The organism is Pseudomonas putida (genome assembly GCF_001636055.1).
Lineage (GTDB): Bacteria > Pseudomonadota > Gammaproteobacteria > Pseudomonadales > Pseudomonadaceae > Aquipseudomonas > Aquipseudomonas machongensis.
On the sequence record NZ_CP011789.1, the window covers coordinates 1,249,855 to 1,273,527 of the forward strand.

At 64.3% G+C, this 23,673-nt stretch carries 19 protein-coding genes and 1 pseudogene; 7 read left to right on the forward strand and 13 right to left on the reverse strand.

All coding sequences use genetic code 11. The features are described 5' to 3' along the window. Positions 1 to 110: 110 nt before the first annotated feature. Positions 111 to 998, reverse strand: a complete 888-nt coding sequence (locus AB688_RS05655; RefSeq protein WP_063542692.1) for a LysR family transcriptional regulator — start codon at positions 996 to 998, stop codon at positions 111 to 113. Positions 999 to 1,075: 77 nt separating this feature from the next. On the opposite strand from AB688_RS05655, the gene AB688_RS05660 reads away from it, so the two are divergent. Continuing rightward, positions 1,076 to 1,840: a sulfite exporter TauE/SafE family protein gene (locus AB688_RS05660; protein WP_063542694.1), complete on the forward strand. Its 765-nt coding sequence runs from the start codon at positions 1,076 to 1,078 to the stop codon at positions 1,838 to 1,840. On the opposite strand, the gene AB688_RS05665 is transcribed toward AB688_RS05660, so the two are convergent. Then, entirely contained in the window at positions 1,830 to 2,144 is a 315-nt protein-coding gene (locus tag AB688_RS05665; protein ID WP_063542696.1) for a putative quinol monooxygenase, read from the reverse strand. The two genes, AB688_RS05660 and AB688_RS05665, sit on opposite strands and share 11 nt — an antisense overlap. Before the next feature lie 197 nt (positions 2,145 to 2,341). Between AB688_RS05665 and AB688_RS05670 the strand changes: the two genes are divergently transcribed. The 3 genes from AB688_RS05670 (at position 2,342) to ggt (ending at position 5,687) form a co-directional block, all read left to right on the forward strand. Then, on the forward strand, positions 2,342 to 2,932 hold the full coding sequence (locus AB688_RS05670; protein ID WP_063542698.1) for an NAD(P)H-dependent oxidoreductase: 591 nt from the start codon (positions 2,342 to 2,344) through the stop codon (positions 2,930 to 2,932). Between the two features lie 73 nt (positions 2,933 to 3,005). Continuing rightward, positions 3,006 to 3,902, forward strand: coding sequence for a LysR family transcriptional regulator (locus AB688_RS05675; protein WP_054892645.1), 897 nt, complete (start codon positions 3,006 to 3,008; stop codon positions 3,900 to 3,902). 117 nt (positions 3,903 to 4,019) lie between these two features. After that, positions 4,020 to 5,687, forward strand: coding sequence for a gamma-glutamyltransferase (gene ggt / locus AB688_RS05680; RefSeq protein ID WP_063542700.1), 1,668 nt, complete (start codon positions 4,020 to 4,022; stop codon positions 5,685 to 5,687). Between the two features lie 135 nt (positions 5,688 to 5,822). Here the strand turns inward: ggt and AB688_RS27435 are convergent, their stop codons facing one another. From AB688_RS27435 to AB688_RS05695, 4 genes and pseudogenes are all read right to left on the reverse strand, one after another. After that, entirely contained in the window at positions 5,823 to 6,686 is an 864-nt protein-coding gene (locus AB688_RS27435; RefSeq protein WP_419555265.1) for a methyl-accepting chemotaxis protein, read from the reverse strand. Between the two features lie 39 nt (positions 6,687 to 6,725). Beyond that, a pseudogene (locus AB688_RS27440) lies at positions 6,726 to 7,433 on the reverse strand (methyl-accepting chemotaxis protein); the annotation flags it as partial. Between the two features lie 180 nt (positions 7,434 to 7,613). Beyond that, on the reverse strand, positions 7,614 to 9,533 hold the full coding sequence (locus tag AB688_RS05690; protein ID WP_063542704.1) for a methyl-accepting chemotaxis protein: 1,920 nt from the start codon (positions 9,531 to 9,533) through the stop codon (positions 7,614 to 7,616). 189 nt (positions 9,534 to 9,722) lie between these two features. Further along, entirely contained in the window at positions 9,723 to 10,607 is an 885-nt protein-coding gene (locus AB688_RS05695) for a neutral zinc metallopeptidase (protein ID WP_063542706.1), read from the reverse strand. 242 nt (positions 10,608 to 10,849) lie between these two features. On the opposite strand from AB688_RS05695, the gene pcaH reads away from it, so the two are divergent. Further along, positions 10,850 to 11,569, forward strand: coding sequence for a protocatechuate 3,4-dioxygenase subunit beta (gene pcaH / locus AB688_RS05700; RefSeq protein ID WP_063542708.1), 720 nt, complete (start codon positions 10,850 to 10,852; stop codon positions 11,567 to 11,569). A gap of 11 nt (positions 11,570 to 11,580) precedes the next feature. After that, a complete protein-coding gene (gene pcaG / locus AB688_RS05705) occupies positions 11,581 to 12,186 on the forward strand; it encodes a protocatechuate 3,4-dioxygenase subunit alpha (protein WP_063542710.1) in 606 nt (201 codons plus the stop codon). Between the two features lie 42 nt (positions 12,187 to 12,228). On the opposite strand, the gene trmA is transcribed toward pcaG, so the two are convergent. From trmA to AB688_RS05735, 6 genes are all read right to left on the reverse strand, one after another. After that, the gene (gene trmA, locus AB688_RS05710) at positions 12,229 to 13,314 is read right to left on the reverse strand and encodes a tRNA (uridine(54)-C5)-methyltransferase TrmA (protein ID WP_054892636.1); all 1,086 of its coding nucleotides are present in this window, start codon (positions 13,312 to 13,314) and stop codon (positions 12,229 to 12,231) included. Further along, positions 13,311 to 14,606 (reverse strand): NCS2 family permease, encoded by a 1,296-nt coding sequence (locus AB688_RS05715; RefSeq protein WP_054892635.1) that lies wholly within the window; start codon positions 14,604 to 14,606, stop codon positions 13,311 to 13,313. The genes trmA and AB688_RS05715 overlap by 4 nt, the downstream gene beginning before the upstream one ends. Before the next feature lie 216 nt (positions 14,607 to 14,822). Continuing rightward, positions 14,823 to 16,046 carry an MFS transporter gene (locus AB688_RS05720; protein WP_063542712.1) on the reverse strand — a complete coding sequence of 408 codons (1,224 nt, stop codon included), beginning with the start codon at positions 16,044 to 16,046 and terminating at the stop codon, positions 14,823 to 14,825. 248 nt (positions 16,047 to 16,294) lie between these two features. Further along, positions 16,295 to 19,105: an FAD-binding and (Fe-S)-binding domain-containing protein gene (locus tag AB688_RS05725; protein WP_063542714.1), complete on the reverse strand. Its 2,811-nt coding sequence runs from the start codon at positions 19,103 to 19,105 to the stop codon at positions 16,295 to 16,297. Positions 19,106 to 19,179: 74 nt separating this feature from the next. Continuing rightward, complete coding sequence (lldD, locus tag AB688_RS05730; protein WP_063542716.1) at positions 19,180 to 20,325, reverse strand: FMN-dependent L-lactate dehydrogenase LldD; 1,146 nt, start codon at positions 20,323 to 20,325, stop codon at positions 19,180 to 19,182. Positions 20,326 to 20,387: 62 nt separating this feature from the next. Then, complete coding sequence (locus tag AB688_RS05735; RefSeq protein ID WP_063542718.1) at positions 20,388 to 22,058, reverse strand: lactate permease LctP family transporter; 1,671 nt, start codon at positions 22,056 to 22,058, stop codon at positions 20,388 to 20,390. Positions 22,059 to 22,312: 254 nt separating this feature from the next. Here AB688_RS05735 and AB688_RS05740 point away from each other — a divergent pair, with 254 nt between their 5' ends. Continuing rightward, positions 22,313 to 23,080, forward strand: coding sequence for an FCD domain-containing protein (locus tag AB688_RS05740; RefSeq protein ID WP_063542720.1), 768 nt, complete (start codon positions 22,313 to 22,315; stop codon positions 23,078 to 23,080). 71 nt (positions 23,081 to 23,151) lie between these two features. Here the strand turns inward: AB688_RS05740 and smpB are convergent, their stop codons facing one another. Next, a complete protein-coding gene (gene smpB / locus AB688_RS05745; protein WP_027917703.1) occupies positions 23,152 to 23,634 on the reverse strand; it encodes an SsrA-binding protein SmpB in 483 nt (160 codons plus the stop codon). Positions 23,635 to 23,673: the final 39 nt, after the last annotated feature.

The window sequence follows — 23,673 nt, forward strand, 5'->3', positions numbered from 1 at the left end:
AGTTGTGGGAGCGGGCTTGTCCCGCGATCACCGGCGTAGCCGGTGCCATGCAGCGCGTTATCTTGTTCGCGGGACAAGTCGGGGCGCCGAACCGCCGCTCCCAGGCTAACTCACTCCTCAAGCCCAAGCCGCTCGACCAGCGCCGCCGCATACCCCGGCAACCCGGTAAAATCCCGGGCGCACAGCTGCAGCCGACGATTGGCCCAGTCTTCCTCCAGCGCCACCCAGCGCAAGGGCAGCACCCCCTCCCAGCGTCTCACCGAGGCCAACGGCACCACGCCGACCCCGGCACCCCCGGCCACCATGCGGATCACCCCGTCAAAACCCTCGGCCCGCACTCGCACCTGCATCCGCCGCCCAAGGCGTAGCGCTTGTTCTTCCAGGTGCAAGGCGAGGGCGCTGTCTGCTGCCAATCCCACATGACCGTGTACCAGGCTGTCGACGAACCGCGGCGACGGCTCTGCCGCCAGCGGATGGGCCAGGGGCATGATCAGCACCAGCGGGTCCTGCCGAAATGGCCGCACCTGCAAGTGCTCGCTCGGTGCCGCCGTGGAAATGATGCCCAGGTCCGCAGTCCCCTGGGTGATCGCCTGTACGATGCGCAGGCTCGGTTGCTCCTGCACGTCAACGCTGACGCCGGGAAACGCCACCAGGTATGCAGCCAGCAACTCCGGCAGATATTCGGTCAGCGCCGCGGTATTGCACAGCAGGCGCACCTGCCCCTGTTGGCCTTGGGCATATTGGCCAAGGTCGTACTGCAACCGCTCGACCTGCTGGGCGATCAGCCGCGCATGCTGCAACAGCGCCTGGCCCGCAGGTGTTGGCTGCACCCCTCGCCGGTTGCGTTCGAGCAGGGCAATGCCCAGCGAGGTTTCCATGGCGCGGATGCGCGCACTGGCCGCAGGCAGCGAAAGGTGGCTGCGGCGGGCGCCGGCGGTGATGTTGCCGCATTCGAGCGTGTGGCGGAAAAGGCTGAGGTCGGTCAGGTCGAAATGCATGTGCCTCTGTCCTGGCAAGAGTCTGGCTGAGTATATGGCAGATTTTCAGCCCATCGCCGAGGGTGCAGGATGGCGTCATGAATACCTTTATCGCGTTGTATCAAGACATGGGGCTGGCGCTTTCGCTGCTGGTTATTTTTACCTTCGCCCTGGCCGGTGCGGTCAAGGGTGTGATCGGTCTGGGAATGCCGACCATCGCCATGGGCCTGCTCGGGCTGGCTATGCCTCCGGCGCAGGCAGCGGCGTTGCTGATCGTGCCTTCTACTCTCACCAACCTGTGGCAGCTCGCCTCTGGTGGCCACCTGCGTGGGCTACTCAAGCGCCTGGGCGGCATGTTGGTGATGATCGTCGTGGGTACGCTGCTGGGTAGCCTGTGGCTTGGCATCGACAGCGGCCCATGGGCGGCGCATGCGCTCGGCGGGGCACTGCTGGTGTATGCGTTGTATGGGCTGGTGGGGCCGGGTTTGCGGGTCGCGCCGCAATGGGAGTGGTGGTTGGGGCCGCTGTGCGGCCTGCTGACGGGGGTGGTGACGGCAGCGACCGGGGTGTTCGTGATGCCCGGTGTGCCCTACCTGCAGGGCCTGGGGCTGAATCGCGATGAGCTGGTCCAGGCGATGGGGCTGTCGTTCACGGTCTCGACCTTCGCACTGGCGCTTGGCCTGGCCGGGCAGGACGCGCTCGACGGCCCGGCCCTGGGCGCGTCATTGCTGATGCTGGTGCCTGCTCTGCTCGGCATGTTCGCCGGCACCTGGCTGCGTCAGCGCATCAGCGCCGCGCTGTTCAAGCGCTGCTTTTTCATCGGCCTGGCGCTGCTCGGCGGGCACCTGTTGATCAACGGCTAGCGGAAGGCGGGCTGAGCATCTCGATCATCTGGATATCGAAGTCGCGCTCCAGGTAGTCCATGCGCTTCTCGAAGAACGCAGCCATGTGCGGCAGCGCCGAGTGCACGTCGAGGGCGGCCTTGTCGGCCCAGACCTCGTAGAACACGAACAGGCTCGGATCTTCCTTGTCACGCAGCATGTGGTACTCGATGCAGCCGGGCTCCTGGCGGCTCGGTTCGACGTAGGCGCGGAACAGGGTTTCGAAGGCTTCGGCCTTTTCAGGGCGGGTCTTGGCTTTGAGGATGAAAGCGAACTGCTCACTCATGGCGATGGCCTGTGCGGGGGGAAAGTGAGCAGATTGTATTGCAACAATCAGATGTATATTCGTGACTTGAAGGCAAATGTATTTTGCCGCCACCCGGCTTTTTCCTGCGCTCGCGACTGCCTAATCTGCCGCCATCACTTTTGACTCGGTCGGCAGGCGTACTTGCCTCGGGCCGACCCAGACCTGCGAGGCTCACCATGAAAAAGATTCTTCTGCTCAACGGCGGCAAACAGTTCGCTCATTCCGACGGCCGCCTGAACCGCACCCTGCACGAGGCCGCCCTGGCCTATCTAGACCGCGCCGGTTTCGATGTGCAGCAGACCTTCATCGACGGAGGCTATGACGTCAAGGAAGAGGTGCAGAAATTCCTCTGGGCGGACGTGGTCATCTATCAGATGCCAGGTTGGTGGATGGGCGCGCCCTGGACCGTGAAGAAGTACATCGATGATGTCTTCACCGAGGGCCATGGCAGCCTGTACGCCAACGATGGCCGCACCCGTTCCGATGCCTCGCAGAAGTACGGCAGCGGCGGCCTGATCCAGGGCAAGCAGTACATGCTCTCATTGACTTGGAACGCACCGCAGCAGGCCTTCGACGATCCGACCGACTTCTTCGAAGGCAAAGGTGTGGATGCGGTGTACTTCCCGTTCCACAAGGCCAATCAGTTCCTTGGCATGACCGGCCTGCCGACCTTCCTGGCGGTGGATGTGATGAAGCGCCCGGATGTGCCGGCAGCACTGGCAGCGTATGAAGCGCACCTGGCGAAGGTGTTCGGCAAGGCCGAGTGATGACGCGGCGCCACTTGCGCCGTGATCGCCCAGCAGCTATCAATCAGCACTACCCCAAGCCCAAGGCCGCCGCGTGAAAACCCGATCCGAAGAACTCCAGGTATTCGTCGCCGTCATCGACTGCGGTTCGATCTCCGCCGCCGCCGAGCAGATGGGCCAGACCCCGTCGGCGGTGAGTCGCACCCTGTCGCGCCTGGAGGGCAAGCTTGGGACCACGCTGGTCAACCGCACCACCCGGCGCATGGACCTGACCGAGGAAGGGCGTTTCTTCCTCGAGCGTTCGCGGGCCATCCTCGAGCAGATGGACGACATGGAAGAGCGCCTGTCGATGAATCGCCAGACCCCATCCGGGCGTTTGCGGATCAACGCCGCTGCACCGTTCATGCTGCATGCCATCCTGCCGTGGATCGGCGAGTTTCGCCGCCAGTACCCCGGCATCGAGCTCGAGCTCAATACCGACGACCTGATCATTGACCTGCTGGAACAGAGCACCGACGTGGCCATTCGCATCGGTGAACTGGCCGATTCCAGCCTGCACGCCCGATCGCTGGGGTGCAGCCCCGTGCAGGTGCTCGCCAGCCCGGATTACCTGGCCCGGCGCGGCACACCGCAGAAGGTCGAAGACCTCAGTGCGCACTGCCTGCTGGGGTTCAGCGCACCCGAAACGCTCAATCAATGGCCGTTGCGCCATGCTCAGGGCGATCGCTGGCCGATCCGCCCGGCGATCCTCGCCTCCAGCGGCGAGACCCTGCGCCAGCTGGCATTGGCCGGTGAGGGCATTGTCAGCCTGTCGCATTTCATGACCCACGAAGACATTCGCGCTGGCCGCCTGCAGGTGGTGCTGGCCGAGGCCAACAACGGCTATCGCCAGCCGATCCACGCGGTCTACTACCGCAATACTCAACTGGCGCTGCGCATCCAGTGCTTCCTCGACTTCATCCAGCGCAAGCTATCGATGTACGCCTGCTGAGTTACCTGAACGCGACAGATTTGCCCAAAGACGCCTCCCTTCCTGTGTGCCGTTTGCTTAGTCGCAACGGTTGAGCCTTAAATGAGTGCTCGACAAAAACAACACCAAGGAAGTGTCATGCGTATCGTCATGTTCCAGTCCCTGGCCCTCGGGGCCGCGATCCTGAGCTGTTCTTCCGCCTATGCCGTGACGCTCGAAGGTGGCGCGGTGGCGGCGCCCGATCAATATGGCGCACAGGTAGCCGCCGACATTCTCAAGAAGGGCGGTAACGCGGTGGATGCCGCGGTCGCCACCGCCTTCACCCTGGCGGTCACCTACCCGGAAGCCGGCAACATCGGCGGCGGTGGGTTCATGACCCTGTTCGTCGACGGCAAGCCGTACTTCCTCGACTATCGTGAAGTCGCGCCCAAGGCCGCCACGCGCAACATGTACCTGGACGACAAGGGCGAGGTCATCGAAAACCTCAGCCTGGTTGGCGTGCGCGCTGCTGGCGTGCCCGGCACGGTGATGGGCCTGTGGGAGGCGCACCAGAAGTTCGGCAAGCTCAAGTGGAGCGAGCTGCTTACCCCGGCCATCGGCTACGCGCAGAACGGCTTCAAGATCGCGCAGAAGCAATACCAATATCGCGACGATGCCCAGGGCCTGTTCAAGACCGCCACCAACTTCAATGACTACTTCGGCAACATGAAGGTCGGTGAGCTGTTCAAGCAACCCGAGCTGGCCAAGACCCTGGAGCGCATCGCCGACAAGGGCGTCAGCGAGTTCTACCAGGGCAAGACCGCTGACCTGCTGGTGGCGCAGATGCAGGCCGACAAGGGCCTGATCACCAAGGAAGACCTGAAGGACTACAAGGCCGTGTGGCGCGATCCGATCGCCATCGACTGGCGTGGCAATGTGGTCTATACCGCGCCACCGCCAAGCTCTGGTGGCGTCGCTCTGGCCCAGCTGTTGGGCATCAAGGAAGACCGCGCAGCCGACTTCAAGGGGGTCGAGCACAACTCGGCGAAGTACATCCACCTGCTGGCCGAGATCGAGAAGCGCGTGTTCGCCGACCGCGCCGACTACCTGGGCGACCCGGCCTTCACCAAGGTGCCGGTCAAGGAGCTGGTGGCCAAGGACTACCTCGCCAAGCGCGCGGCGCAGGTCAACCCCAATGCGATCTCCGACACCGACAAGGTCAAGCCGGGCCTGGAGCCGCACCAGACCACGCACTTCTCCATCGTCGACAAGCAGGGTAATGCGGTGAGCAACACCTATACCCTGAACCTCGACTATGGCAGCGGCGTGGTGGTCAAGGGCGCGGGCTTCCTGCTCAACGACGAGATGGACGATTTCAGCGCCAAGCCGGGAGCGGCCAACGCCTTTGGCGTGGTGGGTGGGGATGCCAACGCCATCGAGCCGGGCAAGCGCATGCTCTCGTCCATGAGCCCGAGCCTGGTCACCCGCGACGGCAAGCTGACCCTGGTGGTCGGTACGCCCGGTGGTTCGCGGATCTTCACCTCGATCTTCCAGGTGATGAACAACCTGTACGACTATGGCATGCCGCTGGAAAAAGCCGTGGCCGCCCAGCGCGTGCACCATCAGTTGCTGCCCAAGGACACCATCTATTTCGACAGCTATGCACCGCTCAAAGGGCAGGTGGCAGAGGATCTGAAGAAAATGGGCTACGTGCTTGAGGACCAAGGCTGGGAGATGGGCGATATCCAGGCGATCCGGGTCACCGGCGACAAGCTCGAGACCGCATCCGATCCGCGCGGACGCGGGGTAGGGTTGATCGTCAAGTAATACCCTTGGCGAGCACCGGCGCAGCCGGTGCCATCCGCCGTGTGTCTGCTTCGCAGCGCTTCGGCGCCCCGACAAACCCGCTCCCGCAGGTACCCCGCCGAGCTCAACCGCAGCGGGGAACCTGCGGGATGCGCTTCAAACGCGGAAGTGGCTGACCATCGTCTGCAATTGCCCACCCAACCGCGCCAGTTCCACGCTTGACGCCGCTGTCTCCTCGCTGGCCGCCGCCGTTTGCTCCGACACATCGCGCACATTCATGATGCTGCGGCCGATCTCGTCGGCCACGGCGCTCTGCTGCTCGGCTGCCGCTGCAATCTGCTGGTTCATCGCCTGGATCCCCGACACGGTGCGGGTGATGCTGGCCAATGAGGTGCCTGCCTTGCGTGCCAGTTCCACGCTGCTGTCGGTCAGCCCGCTGCTGCCTTGCATGGCGTTGGCCACGCGCTGGGTGCCGTTCTGCAGGCTGGCGACCAGCTCTTCGATCTCTTCGGTGGATTTCTGCGTGCGCTGGGCCAGGGCACGGACCTCATCGGCGACCACCGCAAAGCCGCGCCCGGCTTCACCGGCACGCGCCGCTTCGATGGCGGCATTCAGTGCCAGCAGGTTGGTCTGCTGCGCCACCGACTTGATCACGTCCATGACGCTGCCGATCTTCTGGCTTTCCTGTTGCAGCAGGTTCATCGCCTCGGTGGCGTGCTGTACTTCAGCGGCCAGGCGTTCGATCTGGCCGATGGCCTCGTTCACCACCCTGTCGCCGGCACGGGCCTCGCCGTCGGCCTGGGTGGCGGCCTGGGATGCCTGCTCGGCGTTGCGTGCGACCTCCTGTACGGTCGCCGTCATCTCGTGCATGGCGGTGGCGACCTGGTCGGTCTCGACCTTCTGATTGTTGACCCCTGCACTGGTCTGCTCGGTCACCGCCGACAGTTCCTCGGCGGCGCTGGCGATCTGGGTCACGCCGTCGCGGATACCGGTGATCAGTGCGCGCAGCGTGTCGCCCATGCCCGCGATGCCCTGCTGCAGGGCACCGAGTTCGTCACGCCGGGTGATTTCCAGGCGCTGGGTGAGGTCGCCTTCGGCGATCTTCTTCACCACCTCGAGGGTTTCCTGCAAGGGGCGGGTGATCTGGCGGGTGATGACCACGGCGCCGAGCAGGCCGAACACCAGCGCCAGCAGCGCCACGCCCAGTTGCAGGTTGCGCGCCTGGGCGGTATCGACGTCGCGTCTGCCAAGTTCGATCTTGTACAGCTCGTCGCTGCGCTTGGTGATCTGCGCCTGCTCCTCGATCATTTCCTGGCGTGCCGTGGCGATCGCCGCCCGGGCGTCGCGTACCGGCTGCTCGGCGTCGGGTTTGCTGGCGATGGCGCGGTAGCCCTGGCGCATCTTGTCCAGCGAGGCGCGGTACTGGTCGATGTAGCTGGCCTGTTCGCGCAGCAGTTGCAGGCTCTGGGGGTGGTCGAAGCTGGCGAGCAGTTCCTGCTTGTGCTGTTCGAAGGTGTCCAGGCGGGCTAGCACGGTGGCGGCGGCGCTCTCGTCGCCATCGGCGAGCATGTATTGCAGACGCGCCACGCGCAGGTTGTTCAGGTGCGTGTTGAACTGGGTGATCTGCCCCATCGAGTTGCTGCGTGCGACGAGGTTTTCCAGGCTGTTCCAGCCGGTCAAGGCCAGTGCAGTGGTGAGTAGAAGGACCAGGCCGAAGCCCAGCATCAGTTTGAGTTTGACGCTGATGTTGGCAAACCAGTTGCTCATGGAGGTTCCCCGGGGGAAAGCGCCTGCTCGCGGGATTTCCCGTCACACGGCATTTGTTTTTGTGATGGGCCCTCCGTTGCCGCAGAAGAGATATCGGCAATGTTTGCAGGAGCTGAAACGCCGTTCAGCAGATTTTTTGGGGGAAGGATTGGGGCCGCGACGCGGCCCCGGAAGGCGTGGTCAGACGCGGAAATGGCTGACCAGGGTTTGCAACTGTCCACCCAGGCGCGCCAGCTCGACGCTGGAGGCGGCTGTCTCGTCGCTCGCGGCGGCGGTCTGCTCGGACACATCGCGTACGTTGAGGATGCTGCGGCTGATCTCTTCGGCCACGGCACTCTGCTGCTCTGCGGCGGCGGCGATTTGCTGGTTCATCGATTGGATGCCCGACACGGTACTGGTGATGCTCTCCAGCGACGCGCCGGCCTTGCGTGCCAGTTCCACGCTGCTGTCGGTCAGGGTGCGGCTGCCGAGCATGGCGTTGGCTACCTGCTGTGTGCCGTTCTGCAGGCTGGCGACCAGCTCTTCGATCTCTTCGGTGGACTTCTGCGTGCGCTGCGCCAAGCCACGCACTTCGTCGGCGACCACGGCGAACCCACGCCCCGCCTCACCGGCGCGAGCCGCTTCGATGGCGGCGTTGAGCGCCAACAGGTTGGTCTGCTCGGCCACCGACTTGATCACGTCCATGACACTGCCGATCTTCTGGCTTTCCTGTTGCAGCAGATTCATCGCTTCGGTGGAGCGGTTGACCTCGGCGGCCAGGCGCTCGATCTGGTTGATCGCCTCGCCCACCACTTTGTCACCGGCACGGGCTTCGCCGTCGGCGTTGGTTGCTGCAAGCGACGCCTGTTCGGCGTTGCGCGCGACTTCCTGCACGGTGGCGGCCATTTCGTGCATGGCGGTGGCGACCTGGTCGGTCTCGACCTTCTGGCTGTTGGCGCCGGCGCTGGTCTGCTCGGTCACCGCCGACAGCTCCTCGGCCGCACTGGCGATCTGGGTAACACCGTCACGGATGCCGCTGATGAGGTCGCGCAGGGTCGTACCCATGCGCGCAATGCCTTGCTGCAGCACGCCCAGTTCGTCGCGGCGGGTGACCTGCAGGTTGTGGGTCAGGTCGCCACCGGCGATCTTCTCCACCACGGCGAGGGTCTCGCGCAGCGGGCGGGTGATCTGGCGGGTGATGATCACGGCGGCGAGTACGCCGATGAGCAGGGCCAGCAGCGTCGCGCCGATCTGCAGGGTGCGGGCCTCGGCACTTTCGATGTCACGACGTTCGAGCTGGATCTTGTACAGGTCGTCGCTGAGCTTGACGATGTCGCCGCCCTGCACGGTCATTTCCTGACGGGACACAGCGATCTGGGCTGTCGAGGCGCTGAGCTGGCGAACCGACTCGCCATAGGCACGCACTGCGCCTTCGAACTGCTCGATGGCAGCGCCATCGCTGGTCAGCTGGCGCTTGAGGCCGTCGATCTCGGTGAAGGTCTGCTGCAGTTGGCGCAGCACCGCTTGCTCGGCGACGTCGCTTGGCGCCGCGACATAGCTGCGTACGTCCAGGCGCAACTGGGTCAGCTGCTGGCGTGCCTTGCTGATTACCAGGTATTGCTGCAAGCGGGTCGCATCGCTTTCGTCACGGGCCAGGACATCCTTGCTGATCGTTTCGATCAACTGGATCGCCTTGGTCGCGTTCTGGTCGAGGGTTTCACGGGCCGCAAGGGTGATCTTGTAGCCTGCGCGCATCTTGTCGAGCGAGATGCGATAGTCGGCGATGATCTTGCCCAGCTCACGCAGCAGCTTGAGGTTCTCGGGGCTCTTGAAGGTGCTTTCCAGGTGCTGCTGCTGGGCGCTGAAGGTTTCCAGCTTCGCCAGCGTGTTGGCGGCGGCGGCGTCGTCGCCGTTGGCGATCATGTATTGCAGGCGCGCCACGCGCAGATTCGTCAGGTCAGTGTTGAGGCGGGTAATGTCGCTCATCCAGTTGCTGCGATTGATGAGGCTGCCCAGGCTGGTCCAACTGGCCAGGGCCAGCAGGCCGGTCAATACCAGGACCAGGCCGAAGCCCAGCCCGAGTTTGAGGTTCACGCTCTTGTCGGCAAACCATCTGTTCATGCACGCTCTCCAGAAAATGTGTCTTGCAAAATCTCACGTCGCCGGGCGTTGTTCTTGTAGGGGCCAGCTGATGGGTCCACGGGGTTATCGGCCGAATCGGCTGCGGCTGAAACGTTTATCAGCAGAAAAATGACCCATTGGTCGTATTGCGTTCTGGAGAGGCGCTGCAACGCCCGTTGCAGCAGGGCGTTACAAGTTGCGTGCGTTGAAGGTGTCGCAGCGGTTGAGGTCGCCACTGCCGAAGCCAGCCTTGAACCAGCGTACCCGCTGCGCCGAGGTGCCATGGGTGAAGGAGTCGGGCACCACGCGCCCTTGCCCCTGTTGCTGGAGGCGGTCGTCGCCGATGGCGTTGGCGGCGTTGAGTGCCTCTTCGACATCGCCGGGCTCCAGCCAGTTGAGACGTTTCTGTGCCTGGTAGGCCCAGACACCGGCCAGGCAGTCGGCCTGCAGTTCCTGGCGTACCAGCAGGCCATTGTCGCCCTCAAGGCGCTGGCCGCTGCGGCGTGCGGCATCGACCTTGGCCGAGACGCCGAGCAGGGTCTGTACGTGGTGGCCAATTTCGTGGGCGATCACGTAGGCCTGGGCGAAGTCGCCGGCGGCAGCGAAGCGGGTTTCCATTTCGCGGAAGAACGACATGTCCAGGTACACCCGCTGATCAGCCGGGCAATAGAAGGGGCCGACCGCCGAGGAGGCGAAGCCGCACGCGGAGTTGACCTGACCGCTGAACAGCACCAGCTTGGGGTCGCGGTATTGCTTGCCGGCCTGGGCGAACAGGGCCTTCCAGGTATCTTCGGTGTCGCCCAGGATCGAGGCGACGAACTCGGCCTGTTGATCATTGGCCGACGGTGCCTTGCCGCCAGCGCCGCTGGGCGCTGCCTGCTGTTGCTCCATCTGGCCGGCGAGCTGGCCGAGGATCTGCAGCGGATCCTGGCCGGTGATCCAGCCGATGCCGATGATCAGCAGCACGGCGCCCAGCCCCAGGCCCTTGCCACCGCCGAAGCGCATCCCGCCGCCACCGCCTTCGCCGCGTGCATCCACCACATTGTCGCTGCGTCGGCCTTTTCGCCAATCCATAGAAGTTCTCCGCTGTGAGGGTCGTGCCTGGTTGAAGGGCCGTGGGCTCTGCGCAGCCAGCACCGCAGTCCATCCAGAATAGTCCAGCGCTTCAGATCAGGTGGTCTGACGAAAAGTTGCATAACCAAATGGTTATGTCTGGCGCGCATGTTTTCAGTTTTCGCCCTGCGCGACCTGCCGGAAACTGCAAGTCCGCCTGCCACGCACAGGTGGTTCGAACAATTCCAAGAGAGGAAAACGGCATGCCCGCTCAGGACACCAGCCGCTTCGTGATCCGTGATCGCAACTGGCACCCCAAGGCCCTCACGCCTGATTACAAGACATCCATCGCCCGCTCGCCGCGCCAGGCGCTGGTGAGCATTGCCCAGTCGGTCAGCGAAAGCACCGGCCCTGATTTTTCCCACCTGCGCTTCGGCGAGCATGACCATGACCTGTTGCTGAACTTCAACAACGGTGGCCTGCCGATCGGTGAGCGCATCATCGTTGCCGGGCGGGTCGTCGACCAGTACGGCAAGCCGGTGCCCAATACCCTGGTGGAGATGTGGCAGGCCAACGCCGGTGGTCGCTACCGCCACAAGAACGACCGCTACCTGGCCCCGCTCGATCCCAACTTCGGTGGCGTCGGTCGCTGCCTGACCGACCGTGACGGCTACTACAGCTTCCGCACCATCAAGCCCGGCCCCTATCCCTGGCGCAACGGCCCCAACGACTGGCGTCCGGCGCACATCCACTTCTCCATCAGCGGCCCTTCGATTGCCACCAAGCTGATCACCCAACTGTATTTCGAAGGTGATCCGCTGATTCCGATGTGCCCGATCGTCAAGTCGATCGCCAACCCGGACGCGGTGCAGCGCCTGATCGCCCGGCTCGACATGAGCCACGCCAACCCGATGGACTGCCTGGCCTATCGCTTCGACATCGTGCTGCGTGGCCAGCGCCAGACCCACTTCGAGAATCGCTGAGGAGACCCGTCATGCCTATCGAACTGCTGCCGGAGACCCCCTCGCAGACCGCCGGCCCCTATGTGCACATCGGCCTGGCCCTGGAAGCTGCCGGTAACCCGACCCGCGACCAGGAAATCTGGAACCGCCTGGCCCGCCCGGAGGCTCCGGGCGAGCACATCCTGCTGATCGGCCAGGTGTACGATGGCAATGGCCATCTGGTGCGTGATTCCTTCCTCGAGGTGTGGCAGGCCGACGCCAACGGCCACTACCAGGACATGTTCAACCTGGAGAACACCTTCAACAGCTTCGGCCGGACCGCCACCACCTTCGATGCAGGTGAATGGACCTTGCACACGGTCAAGCCAGGCATGGTGAACAATGCTGCCGGGGTGCCGATGGCACCGCACATCAACATCAGCCTGTTCGCCCGGGGGATCAACATCCACCTGCACACCCGTTTGTATTTCGATGACGAGGCCGAGGCCAACGCCAAGTGCCCGGTGCTCAACCTGATCGAGCAGCCGCAGCGGCGCGAGACGCTGATCGCCAAGCGTTGCGAGGTCGATGGGAAGACGGCGTATCGCTTCGATATCCGTATTCAAGGGGAAGGGGAGACGGTGTTCTTCGACTTCTGAATGAATGCCGGGGCCTGACAGGTGGCCCCGGCCATCCATCGATCAGCGCCGGACCAGCAGGACCCCGCTTTCCATGTGGTGGGTGTAGGGGAACTGGTCGAACAGCGCGCAGCGTTCGATACGGTGGGTATCGTGCAGTTGAGCGATGTTCTGCGCCAGCGTCTCGGGGTTGCAGGAGATGTACAGGATCCGCTCGAAACGCCGGGTCAGCTCGCAGGTGTCCGGGTCCATGCCGGCGCGTGGCGGGTCGACGAACACGGTGCCGAAGTCGTAGCTTTTCAGGTCGATGCCTTCCAGGCGACGGAATGGGCGGACCTCGTTCAGCGCCTCGGTCAGTTCCTCGGCCGACAGGCGTACGAGGCGCACGTTGTCGATGCCGTTTTCGTCGAGGTTGTGCAGGGCGGCGTTGACCGAGGTCTTGCTGATCTCGGTGGCCAGCACCTGGCGCGCGCGGGTGGCCAGGGGCAGGGTGAAGTTGCCGTTGCCGCAGTACAGCTCCAGCAGGTCGTCGCTGCGCTCGCCCATCGCCTCGCAGGCCCAGCCCAACATCTTCTGGTTCACTGCCCCGTTGGGCTGGGTGAAGGCGCCTTCAGGCTGGCGGTAGCTGAAGGTGCGGCCGGCGATGTCGAGTTTCTCCACGGCATAGTCACGGCCGATCACCACGCGCTTGCCTTTGGAACGACCGATCACGCTGACGCCCAGTTGTGCGGCCAGTTGCTGCGCGGCAGCTTCCCAGGCCTCGTCGAGCGGGCGGTGATAGCACAGGGTGACCATGGCGTCGCCTGCCAGTGTGGTCAGGAACTCGACCTGGAACAGACGATTGCTCAGGTCTTCGTTACCCTGCCAGGCGGCCTTGAGACGGGGCATCAGTTCATTGATGCGCTGGCTGGCGATGGGGAAGTCGTCGATGAGAATTGCCTTGTGCTTCTCGCCCGGGGCGAACATCGCGTAGTGGCGTTGACCCTCTTCGCGCCACAGACGGAACTCTGCGCGCAGGCGATAGTGCTCGCGCGGCGACTCGAACACGGCAGGTTGCGGTGCATCGAAGGGCGCCAGCAGCTCGCGCAGGCGCTCGACCTTGGCCTGCAGTTGGGTCGTGTATTGCGAAGGGTCGAAGACGGCACTCATGCGTTGAACCAGCCCAGCTTGATGACGAACAGAATGGACAGGATCACCAGGGCCGGGTTCAGGTCGCGATGACGACCGGAGATCAGCTTGATGGCGGTCCAGGCGATGAAGCCGAAGGCGATGCCGTTGGCGATCGAATAGGTCAACGGCATGGCCAGGGCGGTGACCACTACCGGCGCGGCCTCGGTGACGTCGTCCCAGTTGATCTCGGCCAGGCCCGAGGCCATCAGCACGGCAACGAACAGCAGTGCCGGCGCGGTGGCATAGGCCGGCACGCTACCGGCCAGCGGCGCGAAGAACAGCGCGAGCAGGAACAGCACGGCTACCACGATGGCGGTCAGGCCGGTGCGTCCGCCGGCACTTACGCCGGCAGCCGATTCGATATAGCTGGTGGTGGTCGAGGTGCCCAGCAGCGAGCCGGCCATGGCTGCGGTGCTGTCGGCGATCAGCGCACGGCCCATCTTCGGCATGTGGCCGTCCTTGCCCATCAGGCCGGCGCGCTTGGCCACGCCGATCAGGGTGCCGGAGTTGTCGAACAGGTCGACGAACAGGAAGGCGAAGATCACGCTGATCAGCCCGACGTCCAGCGCGCCCTTGATGTCCAGTTGCAGGAAGGTCGGGGCCAGCGACGGCGGCATGGAAACGATGCCGCCGAATTGGCTGGCACCCACCAGGATCGACACCACCGTCACGGCGAGGATGCCGATCAGCACGGCGCCGCGTACTTTCAGCGACTCGAGGCCGACGATGAGGAAGAAGCCGAGGGTGGCCAGGATCGGTGCAGGCTGCTTGAGGTCGCCCAGGCCGACCAGGGTGGCTGGGTTATCGACGACGATGCCCGCATTGTGCAGGGCGATGAGTGCCAGGAACAGGCCGATACCGGCGGCGATCGCCGAGCGCAGCGGCAGCGGGATGCTGTTCACGATCCACTCACGGATGCGGAAGATCGACAGCAGGAAGAACAGCACCGCCGAGAGGAATACCGCACCCAGTGCCACCTGCCAGGTGTGGCCCATGTGCAGGACCACGGTGTAGGTGAAGAAGGCGTTCAGGCCCATGCCCGGGGCGAGGGCGATCGGATAGTTGGCGATCAGGCCCATGGTGACCGAGCCGATGGCGGCGGCAAGGCACGTGGCGACGAAGATCGCGCCCTTGTCCATGCCGGTTTCGCCGAGGATGCTCGGGTTGACGAACAGGATGTAGGCCATCGCCAGGAAGGTGGTGACGCCCGCGAGGATCTCGGTGCGCACGTTGGTGTTGTGTGCTTTTAGTTGAAACAGCCTTTCCAGCATGCCTGCTCCCATGGCGCCGCGGCGCCGTGAATGTATTCGACCCCATCAGCAAAGCACAGACCGTACCGGTTGCCGTGGTTTTGTGGGGGCGGAAAAAAGCCGCGCATCATACCAGCATGGGGGGCGGGGGCCTATGGCTGTTGGTCTTTGTGGCGTGGCGCCCGCTGTCGGCGCGGCCTGGTGCCGCGAAAGGGCTGCCAGGCAGCCCCATGAAGACTATTGCGGAGTGTGCATGCGGTCGCGGTTGGCCAGGGTCGGGAACAGCTTCATCCACACGCCAGTGACCACCAGCGTGCCCACACCACCCAGCACCACCGCCGGAACTGTGCCAAACCAGTGCGCAGTGACCCCGGATTCGAACTCGCCGAGCTGATTCGAGGCACCGATGAACAGCCCGTTCACCGCGCTGACCCGGCCGCGCATTTCATCGGGTGTCTCCAGTTGCACGAAGGCGCTGCGGATAACCATGCTGATCATGTCTGCCGCGCCCAGTACCACCAGCACCGCCAGCGAGAACCAGAACGAGGTCGACAGACCAAAGGCGATGGTCGCCACGCCGAACACGCCGACGGCGGTGAACATGGTCCGGCCGACCTTGCGTTCTACCGGGAAGCGCGCCAGCCACAGCGACATCAACAAGGCACCTACCGCCGGGGCCGAGCGCAGCAGGCCCAGGCCCCAGGCGCCGGTGAGCAGGATATCCTTCGCGAACACCGGCAGCAGCGCCGTGGCACCGCCGAGCAGTACGGCGAACAGGTCCAGCGAGATGGCGCCGAGGATGTCCGGGCGACTGCGAATGAAGCGGATGCCGGCCAGCAGTGATTCCAGGCTGGCACGGCCGCGCTGGGGTGTCTGCTGGCGCGAGTCGAGGCTGAGCATCAGCAGGCAGGCAATGGCGTACAGCAATACCGTCGGGCCATACACCCAGATGCTGCCGAAAGCGTAGAGCAGGCCGCCGACCGCCGGGGCGACGATGGTCGCTGCCTGGGTCGCCGACGCCGACGCAGCGACGGCGCGCGGGAACAGCCCCGGCGGCACCACGTTGGGCAGCAGTGCCTGGGTCGCAGGCATCTCGAAGGAGCGGGTGGCACCGAGCAGGAAGGCCAGCACGAAGATCAGTTCACGGGTGACGCTGTCGGTGGCACTGCCCAGCGCCAGGGCCAGGGCGATGAGCCCTTGCAGGCACTGGCACAGGGCGGCGACCTTGCGCCGGTCGTAGCGGTCGGCGACATGCCCGGTGTGCAGCATGAACAGCACCCGTGGGGCGAATTCGACCAGGCCGACCAGGCCCAGGTCCAGGACGTTGCCGGTGAGCTGGTAGAGGTGCCAGCCGATGGCCACGGTGAGCATCTGGAAGCCGCTGGCGGTGAAGACCCGCGCAAGCCAGAACGCGATGAACGGACGGTGGTGACGCAACAGCAACGGTGCGGACTCAGACATCGGGGGCCAACGACAGCGGAAGAAGGGGGCTGCAGATTAGCATTTACTTGTAACAAATGGTTGCGGGCTGTTGGGCAATCGCCTGGGTACCCGCTCCCATTGTAGGAGCGGGTTTACCCGCGAAAAAGACACCGCGCTGCCTGGCACGGGCTACGCCCGTGTTCGCGGGACAAGCCCGCTCCCACAGGGGATTGGGCTGGTCTTTAGATTTTGAGCAAGACAGTTGCTCCCACAGGGATTGCGCTGACCTAAATAGCTCGTGCGCGTGTCACTCGGTCCACCAGATAGACCAATCCGTGATAGTCGATACCACTATGGCTCGACAGCCCGATCTCGCAGGTACGGCTGGTGGAAATCCCTTCGCTGCAGTACTGCACGGCATCTTTCAGGCTGCGCAGGGAATGGGCATTGAGCTCTGGCGTGGTGAACCCCTTGTCACCAGCGAACCCACAGCAGTGGATACCCTCGGGAATCACCACCTGTTTGCTGCAACGCCGCGCGAGGTCGATCAGCGCCTGGCTTTCGCCCAGGTGCTGGGTGCTGCAGGTGACATGTACGGCCACAGGTTCCTCCTGTGGGGTGAACTCCAGCTTGTCGAGCAGATGCGTGCGGATGAAGCGCACCGGGTCGTAAAGATCCAACCGGGTGTCCCCCAGATCCTGCACCAGGCGCAAGGTGCAGGGGCTGGTGTCGCAATAGATTGGATCGAGGCCGCCGCGGCTGGCATGCAGCAGGGCGGCGATCAGTTCCTGGCGCTTGTGCTCGGCCTGCTCGGCGTAGCCCTTGGAAGCAAATGGCTGGCCACAGCAGAGGCTATCGGCGTTGTCGGGGAAGATCACCTGGTAGCCGGCCTTTTCCAGCAGGGCCTGGGTCTTGTCCAGCAACGAGCGCTGCTCGCGATCGCCATAGGCCGGACCCATGACACGCGACACACAGGCCGCAAGGTAAACCACCCGGGGTCGTGCATCGTGGCTTGCCGGGCCGAAGTCGATCGGTTTGAGCGGTTGCGGCATGGCCGCTGTCCACTGCGGCAGGCGACCGTTGCTGACCTTGCGCAGGCCACTGCTGAGGCGCGCCAGGCGTGGGGCACCGAGCAGCTTGCGTGCGCCGTTGGCCGCGGCGAGGGTCAGGCGTGCGCCACTGAGGGCAGAGTGGAAGTGCTCGGCCAGCCAGTCGGCAGTCTTCAGGTGATCGGCGGCCTGGCCGCGCAGTTTCTTCACCAGTTCGCCGGTATTGATCCCCACCGGGCAACGCTGGGCGCACAGGCCGGTAGCGGCACAGGTATCGATACCCTGGTATTGATAGGTTTGCAGCAGCTCGCGAGTGTCGAGGCCGGCACGACGCTTGGCCTGGATATCGCGCCACATGACGATGCGCTGCCGCGGGCTGAGGGTCAGTCCCTTGGACGGGCACACCGGCTCGCAGAAACCGCACTCGATGCATTTGTCGACGATCTCGTCGGCCGCCGGCAGTGGCTTGAGGCTTTTGAGGTGGATGTCCGGATCGTTGCTGAGCACCACATCCGGGTTGAGGATGCCGTTGGGGTCGAGCAAGCGCTTGAGTGCCCACATCAACTGGTAGGCGTCCTTGCCCCATTCCAGCTCGACGAAGGGCGCCATGTTGCGTCCGGTGCCGTGCTCGGCCTTGAGCGAGCCGCCGAACTCCACCGCCACCAGTTGCGCGACGTCCTCCATGAAGGCCTGGTAACGCGCAACTTCCTCGGCGCTGTTGAAGCCCTGGGTGAAAACGAAGTGCAGGTTGCCTTCCAGTGCGTGGCCGAAAATGATCGCCTCGTCATAGCGATGCCTGTCGAACAGCTGGATCAGGCGGTTGACGCCCTCGGCCAGTTGCTCTACCGGGAAGGTCACGTCTTCGATGATCACCGTGGTGCCGGTCTGGCGTACGGCGCCGACGGCAGGGAAGGTGTCCTTGCGAATCTTCCACAGCAGGTTGTACACCGTCGGGTCTTCGCTGAACTCGACCTTCTGCTCGAGCGGGAATTCGGCGATTGACCCCATCACCAGCGCCAGTTGTTCGTGCAGCAGGCTCTGGCTGGCGGCGCGGGACTCGATCAGCAGGGCGCAGGCGTTGCTCGACAGGCCTTTCACCCAGGCCGGCATGCCTGGCATCTCCTGCACCGAGCGCAGGCTGCGGCGGTCGAGCAGCTCGACCGCCGACACGGGCTGGCGCTTGAGCACGGTCACTGCCCGGCAGCAGCTTTCGACAGTGGGAAACACCAGCAGGGCGCTGGCCTTGTGCGGGTGGTCAGGCACGGTGTCATAGGTGACTGCGCTGATGAAACCCAGGGTGCCTTCGGAGCCGACCAGCAGGTGCTGGAGGATATCCAGCGGCTGGTCGTAGTCCACCAGTGCGTTGAGCGAGAGGCCGGTGGTGTTCTTCAGCCTGTACTTGTGGCGGATGCGGTCGGCCAGTTCGGTGTTGGCGCGGGTTTCCCGGCCAAGTCGGGCAAGTTCGTCGAGCAGTGCGGCGTGGCTCTGCTCGAAGGCGGCGACGCTGGCCGGGTCTTCGCTGTCCAGGCGAGTGCCGTCGGCCAGTACCAGGCGCAGGCCAGCAAGAGTGTGGTAGGTGTTCTGCGCGGTACCGCAGCACATGCCGCTGGCATTGTTGGCGACGATACCGCCGATCTTGCAGGCATTGATCGACGCCGGATCAGGTCCGATCTTGCGCCCGTAGGGGGCCAGCCAGGCATTGGCCTGGGCACCGATGACCCCGGGCTGCAGGCGGATCTGTTCGCCCTGGTTGCGAATCTCGCGGCCGTTCCAGTTGTCGCCCAGCACGATCAGCACCGAGTCGCTGATGGCCTGCCCGGAGAGGCTCGTGCCTGCAGCGCGGAAGGTTACCGGCACGCGCTCACGCTGGGCCAGGCGGATCAGCTCGACCACCTCGTCCTCGGATTCGACGCGCACCACCAGCTTGGGGATCAGCCGGTAGAAACTGGCGTCGGTGCCGAAGGCCAGGGTCGAGGTCGGGTCGTCGAAACGGCGTTCGGCAGGGATCAGGCGCTCGGCATCACGCAGGAACGCAGCGGGCAGGCTCATGCAATCTCCTCGCGGGGCCGGCGCGTCTGGCGCGCGACGTGCCCCGGACTATCAGGCGTTTGTTTCGTAAGGGCTCAGGCGCCCAACTCGCGTACCAGTGAATCGCGGCTGATCTCGCCGATCGACTTGGCGCCGGTCAGCACCATGGCCACGCGCATTTCTTTCTCGAACAGCTCCAGCAGGTTCTTCACCCCAGCCTGGCCATGCACGGCCAGGGCCCAGAGGAAGGCGCGGCCGATCAGCACCGTGTCGGCGCCCAGGGCGATCATGCGCACCACGTCCAGGCCGCTGCGGACACCCGAGTCGGCGAGAATCTTCAAATCACCCTTGACCGCGTCGGCAATGGCCGGCAGGGCGCGGGCGCTGGACAGCACGCCGTCGAGCTGGCGGCCGCCGTGGTTGGAGACGACGATGCCGTCGGCACCGAACCTGACGGCGTCACGGGCGTCATCGGCGTCGAGGATGCCCTTGATGATCATCGGGCCGTCCCAGAATTCGCGGATCCACTCCAGGTCCTTCCAGGAAATCGACGGGTCGAAATTGTTGCCCAGCCAGCCGATGTAGTCGGCAAGGCCGGTCGGGTTGCCGCGATAGGTGGAAATATTGCCCAGGTCGTGGGGGCGTCCCATCACGCCGACGTCCCAGGCCCATTCAGGGTGGGTCATGGCTTGCAACACACGACGCATCGGGCCGTTGGCGCCACTCATGCCGGAATGGGCGTCACGGTAGCGGGCGCCGGGCACGGGCATGTCGACGGTGAACACCAGCGTCTTCACCCCGGCGGCCTTGGCGCGCTCCAGGGCGTTGCGCATGAAGCCGCGGTCCTTCAGGACATACAGCTGGAACCACATGGGCCGGTCGATGGCCGGCGCCACTTCCTCGATCGGGCAGACCGACACCGTGGACAGGGTGAAGGGAATGCCGTGCGCCGCCGCCGCGCGCGCCGCTTGCACTTCGCCACGGCGCGCGTACATGCCGGTGAGACCGACCGGGGCCAGGGCCACGGGCATGCTCAGGGTTTCGTCGAACAGCCGGGTCTGAAGGCTCAGCTCGGACATGTTTCTCAGGACTCGCTGGCGCAGGGCGATGCTGGCCAGGTCCGAGACATTGTGGCGCAGGGTGTGCTCGGCGTAGGCGCCGCCGTCGGCGTAGTGGAACAGGAAGGGGGGCAGCTTGCGCTGGGCCGCGGCGCGATAGTCGGTGGAGGCTGAAATGATCATGGATTCTCGCAGCGTGGGTTGAGGGAACTGCCGGGCGCTCAGAGCGCCCGGCCCCTGTCACTTTAGTGATGAACCAGCATACCGGTCAGCCAGTAGGCCTGGACCAGGGTGATCAGGCCGACGATGGTCGCGAAGAACAGGCTGTGCTTGACGGTGAAGCGGAACAGGTCCGACTCCTTGCCGACCAGGCCGGTGGCGGCGCAGGCCACGGCGATCGACTGCGGCGAGATCATCTTGCCGGTCACGCCGCCGCTGGTGTTGGCGGCGACCAGCAAGGTGTCGCTGACGCCGATCTGGTGCGCGGTGGTGGCCTGCAGCGAACTGAACAGGGCGTTGGACGACGTGTCGGATCCGGTCAGGAACACGCCCAGCCAACCCAGGAACGGCGAGAAGAATGGGAACGCCGCGCCGGTGCCGGCCAGGACCAGGGCCATGGTCGAGGACATGCCCGAGTAGTTGGTGACGAAGGCGAAGGCCAGCACCATGCCGATCGACAGGATCGGCCAGCGCAGTTCCCAGAAGGTCTCTTTGAAAGTGGTAAGACCAGTTTTGACATTGATCTTCAGGACCCACATCGAGATCAGTGCCGACAGGAAGATCGCGGTGCCGGTGGCGGAGATCGGGTCGAGCTTGAACACGGCCGGCATTGCGGTCGGTGCGGTGACAATCGGGGCAGTCTTGATCACCAGTTGATCGAGGTGCGGGATGGCGAAGTTGAACACGAAGTTGTACATCGCGCCGCCCGGCGCGAACGCAGCCTTGAAGGGCTTGAGGGTCCAGATGGTCACCAGCACGGTGAGAATCAGGAATGGCGACCAGGCCTTGAAGATCTCGCCGAAGCTGTACGGCGAAGGCTGGCTGCCGCCACTGCTGACCACGGCCGCACCGACGCTGCCCTTGGCCTCGGCGAACGCGCGCTTGGGCTGCCAGACTTTGAGGAACAGGGTCAGGGCGACCAGGCTGGCCAGGGCCGAGGTGATGTCCGGCAGTTCAGGACCGATGAAGTTGGACGTGAAGTACTGGGTCACGGCGAAGCTCAGGCCGGCGACCAGCGCGGCGGGCCAGGTCTCTTTCACGCCACGCAGACCATCCATCATGAACACCAGCCAGAACGGCACGAACAGCGACAGCAGCGGCAGCTGGCGGCCGGTCATGGCGCCAATGTGGAAGGCGTCGATACCGGTCACTTGCCCGGCGACGATGATCGGAATGCCCAGCGCGCCGAAGGCGACCGGCGCGGTGTTGGCGATCAGGCACAGGCCCGCGGCATACAGCGGGTTGAAGCCCAGACCCACCAGCAGTGCGGCGGTGATGGCCACGGGCGCGCCGAAGCCGGCTGCGCCTTCGAGGAAGGCACCGAAGCAGAAGCCGATCAGCAGCACCTGCAGGCGCTGGTCGTCGGTGATCGACAGTACCGAGCTGCGGATGACTTCGAACTGACCGCTCTTGACCGTGAGTTTGTACAGGAACACCGCGGCAACGATGATCCAGGCAATCGGCCAGAGGCCATAGAGGAAGCCGTAGCCTGCTGCGGCAAGGGCCATGTCGACAGGCATCTGGAAGGCGAAGATCGCCACCAGGATCGACAGGCCGAGGGTAATGCTGCCTGCCACGTGTCCCTTGAGGCGGAACACGGCGAGGGCGAGGAAGAAGAACACGATGGGGATGACCGCCGCCAGTGCGGACAGGCCGAGACTACCAAGCGGTGTGTAGAGTTGTTGCCAGGTTTGCATATGGGGTAACCCCTAATTGTTGTTGGTCAGCACTGGCATTGGATAATTGGTAAGACCAATTTACAATGACTGGTCGCTAGGTTAAAAGCCGGATACGGGGTGTGTCAATTTGTCCCAAGCAAAACTTTGGTCGAGTGCCGATGAGCGGAGGGCGAGATCGCGTCGGATCAATCGAGGAATATCTGTCGGGCTGCCGCGGATAGGCGCAGAATAGGCGCCCCGAAATCGGTGCCGGGGTTTGTGGAGAGCATGTGATGGTTTTTGATCAGGTCCGCCAACGGCGCCTGTCCGACGATATCGTCGATCGACTGGAAGGGATGATTCTCGAGGGGACGTTGACCTCGGGGCAACGCCTGCCCGCCGAACGCGCCCTGGCCGAGCAGTTCGGCGTTTCCCGCCCGTCGTTGCGCGAGGCGATCCAGAAACTGGTGGCCAAGGGGCTGCTGGTCAGCCGCCAGGGAGGCGGCAACTATGTGGCCGAGTCGCTGGGATCGACGTTCAGTGATCCCTTGTTGCAGTTGCTTGAGCACAACCCTGAGGCTCAGCGCGACCTGCTGGAGTTTCGTCACACCCTTGAGGCCTCATGCGCCTTCTACGCAGCCCAGCGTGCCACCGAGCCGGATCGGGCGCGGTTGAAGGCCGCCTTCGATGCGCTGCAGGACTGCTATGCCCGCGTCGATGAGGTCAGTCGTGCAGAAGAGGGCGCAGCGGATGCCCGGTTTCATCTGGCGATTGCCGAGGCCAGCCACAATGCCGTGCTGCTGCATACCATTCGTGGTCTGTTCGACCTGCTCAAGCGCAATGTAGTGACCAACATCGGGGGCATGTACCAGCAGCGTACGGAAACGCGCGACATGCTGATCAGTCAGCATCGCGAACTGTACGAGGCGATCGTCGAGGGGCGTGCGGAAGATGCGCGGGAGGTGTCGAGCCGGCACATCCTGTATGTGCAGGAAGTGCTGGAAGAAGCGCAGCAGGAGGCCCAGCGCTTGGCGCGCGCTGAGCGACGCAACGGGCGCTAGAAACGTGTCGCAGCATTCGCGGGCAAGTCGGAGCGCCGAACCGCCGCTCCGACTTGCCCGCCGAAGAAGATCTACTCTTCCTTGCCCTTGTTGCGCACCGCACGCTGCAGCTCGCGGTTGGAGTCGCGCTCGCGCATCGTGTCGCGCTTGTCGAACTCCTTCTTGCCCTTGCCGAGCGCGATTTCGCACTTGATCAGGTGCTTGCTCCAGTACAGCGCCAGGGCCACACAGGTGTAGCCTTTCTGCGCCACGGCAGCCTCCACGCGCTCGAGCTCGCGCTTGTTCAGCAGCAGCTTGCGGGTACGCATGGGGTCGGCGATGACGTGGGTGCTGGCGGTGTTCAGCGGGGTGATGTGGCTGCCGAACAGCCAGGCTTCGCCATCCTTGAGCAGCACGTAGCTGTCGGTCAGGTGCGCCTTGCCGGCCCGCAGGCTTTTTACTTCCCAACCGGACAGGACCAGCCCGGCCTCGAACTTGTGTTCGATGAAGTAATCGTGTCGCGCTTTCTTGTTCTGCGCGATGGTCCCGGTCGGATGTTTCTTTTGCTTAGCCATAGGGGCGGCATTATAGGCAGTCGCCACGTCCTCTGGCTA

Coding starts and splice junctions, on each gene's coding strand:
- AB688_RS05670 (WP_063542698.1), top strand. CDS start 2,342: ATGAAAAAGATTCTTCTGCTCAACGGCGGCAAACAGTTCGCTCATTCC.
- AB688_RS05735 (WP_063542718.1), bottom strand. CDS start 22,058: ATGCAAACCTGGCAACAACTCTACACACCGCTTGGTAGTCTCGGCCTG.
- ggt (WP_063542700.1), top strand. CDS start 4,020: ATGCGTATCGTCATGTTCCAGTCCCTGGCCCTCGGGGCCGCGATCCTG.
- trmA (WP_054892636.1), bottom strand. CDS start 13,314: ATGAGTGCCGTCTTCGACCCTTCGCAATACACGACCCAACTGCAGGCC.
- AB688_RS05740 (WP_063542720.1), top strand. CDS start 22,313: ATGGTTTTTGATCAGGTCCGCCAACGGCGCCTGTCCGACGATATCGTC.
- pcaH (WP_063542708.1), top strand. CDS start 10,850: ATGCCCGCTCAGGACACCAGCCGCTTCGTGATCCGTGATCGCAACTGG.
- smpB (WP_027917703.1), bottom strand. CDS start 23,634: ATGGCTAAGCAAAAGAAACATCCGACCGGGACCATCGCGCAGAACAAG.
- AB688_RS05715 (WP_054892635.1), bottom strand. CDS start 14,606: ATGCTGGAAAGGCTGTTTCAACTAAAAGCACACAACACCAACGTGCGC.
- AB688_RS05695 (WP_063542706.1), bottom strand. CDS start 10,607: ATGGATTGGCGAAAAGGCCGACGCAGCGACAATGTGGTGGATGCACGC.
- AB688_RS05655 (WP_063542692.1), bottom strand. CDS start 998: ATGCATTTCGACCTGACCGACCTCAGCCTTTTCCGCCACACGCTCGAA.
- pcaG (WP_063542710.1), top strand. CDS start 11,581: ATGCCTATCGAACTGCTGCCGGAGACCCCCTCGCAGACCGCCGGCCCC.
- lldD (WP_063542716.1), bottom strand. CDS start 20,325: ATGATCATTTCAGCCTCCACCGACTATCGCGCCGCGGCCCAGCGCAAG.
- AB688_RS05660 (WP_063542694.1), top strand. CDS start 1,076: ATGAATACCTTTATCGCGTTGTATCAAGACATGGGGCTGGCGCTTTCG.
- AB688_RS27435 (WP_419555265.1), bottom strand. CDS start 6,686: ATGGGCGACACGCTGCGCGCACTGATCACCGGTATCCGCGACGGCGTG.
- AB688_RS05665 (WP_063542696.1), bottom strand. CDS start 2,144: ATGAGTGAGCAGTTCGCTTTCATCCTCAAAGCCAAGACCCGCCCTGAA.
- AB688_RS05720 (WP_063542712.1), bottom strand. CDS start 16,046: ATGTCTGAGTCCGCACCGTTGCTGTTGCGTCACCACCGTCCGTTCATC.
- AB688_RS05725 (WP_063542714.1), bottom strand. CDS start 19,105: ATGAGCCTGCCCGCTGCGTTCCTGCGTGATGCCGAGCGCCTGATCCCT.
- AB688_RS05690 (WP_063542704.1), bottom strand. CDS start 9,533: ATGAACAGATGGTTTGCCGACAAGAGCGTGAACCTCAAACTCGGGCTG.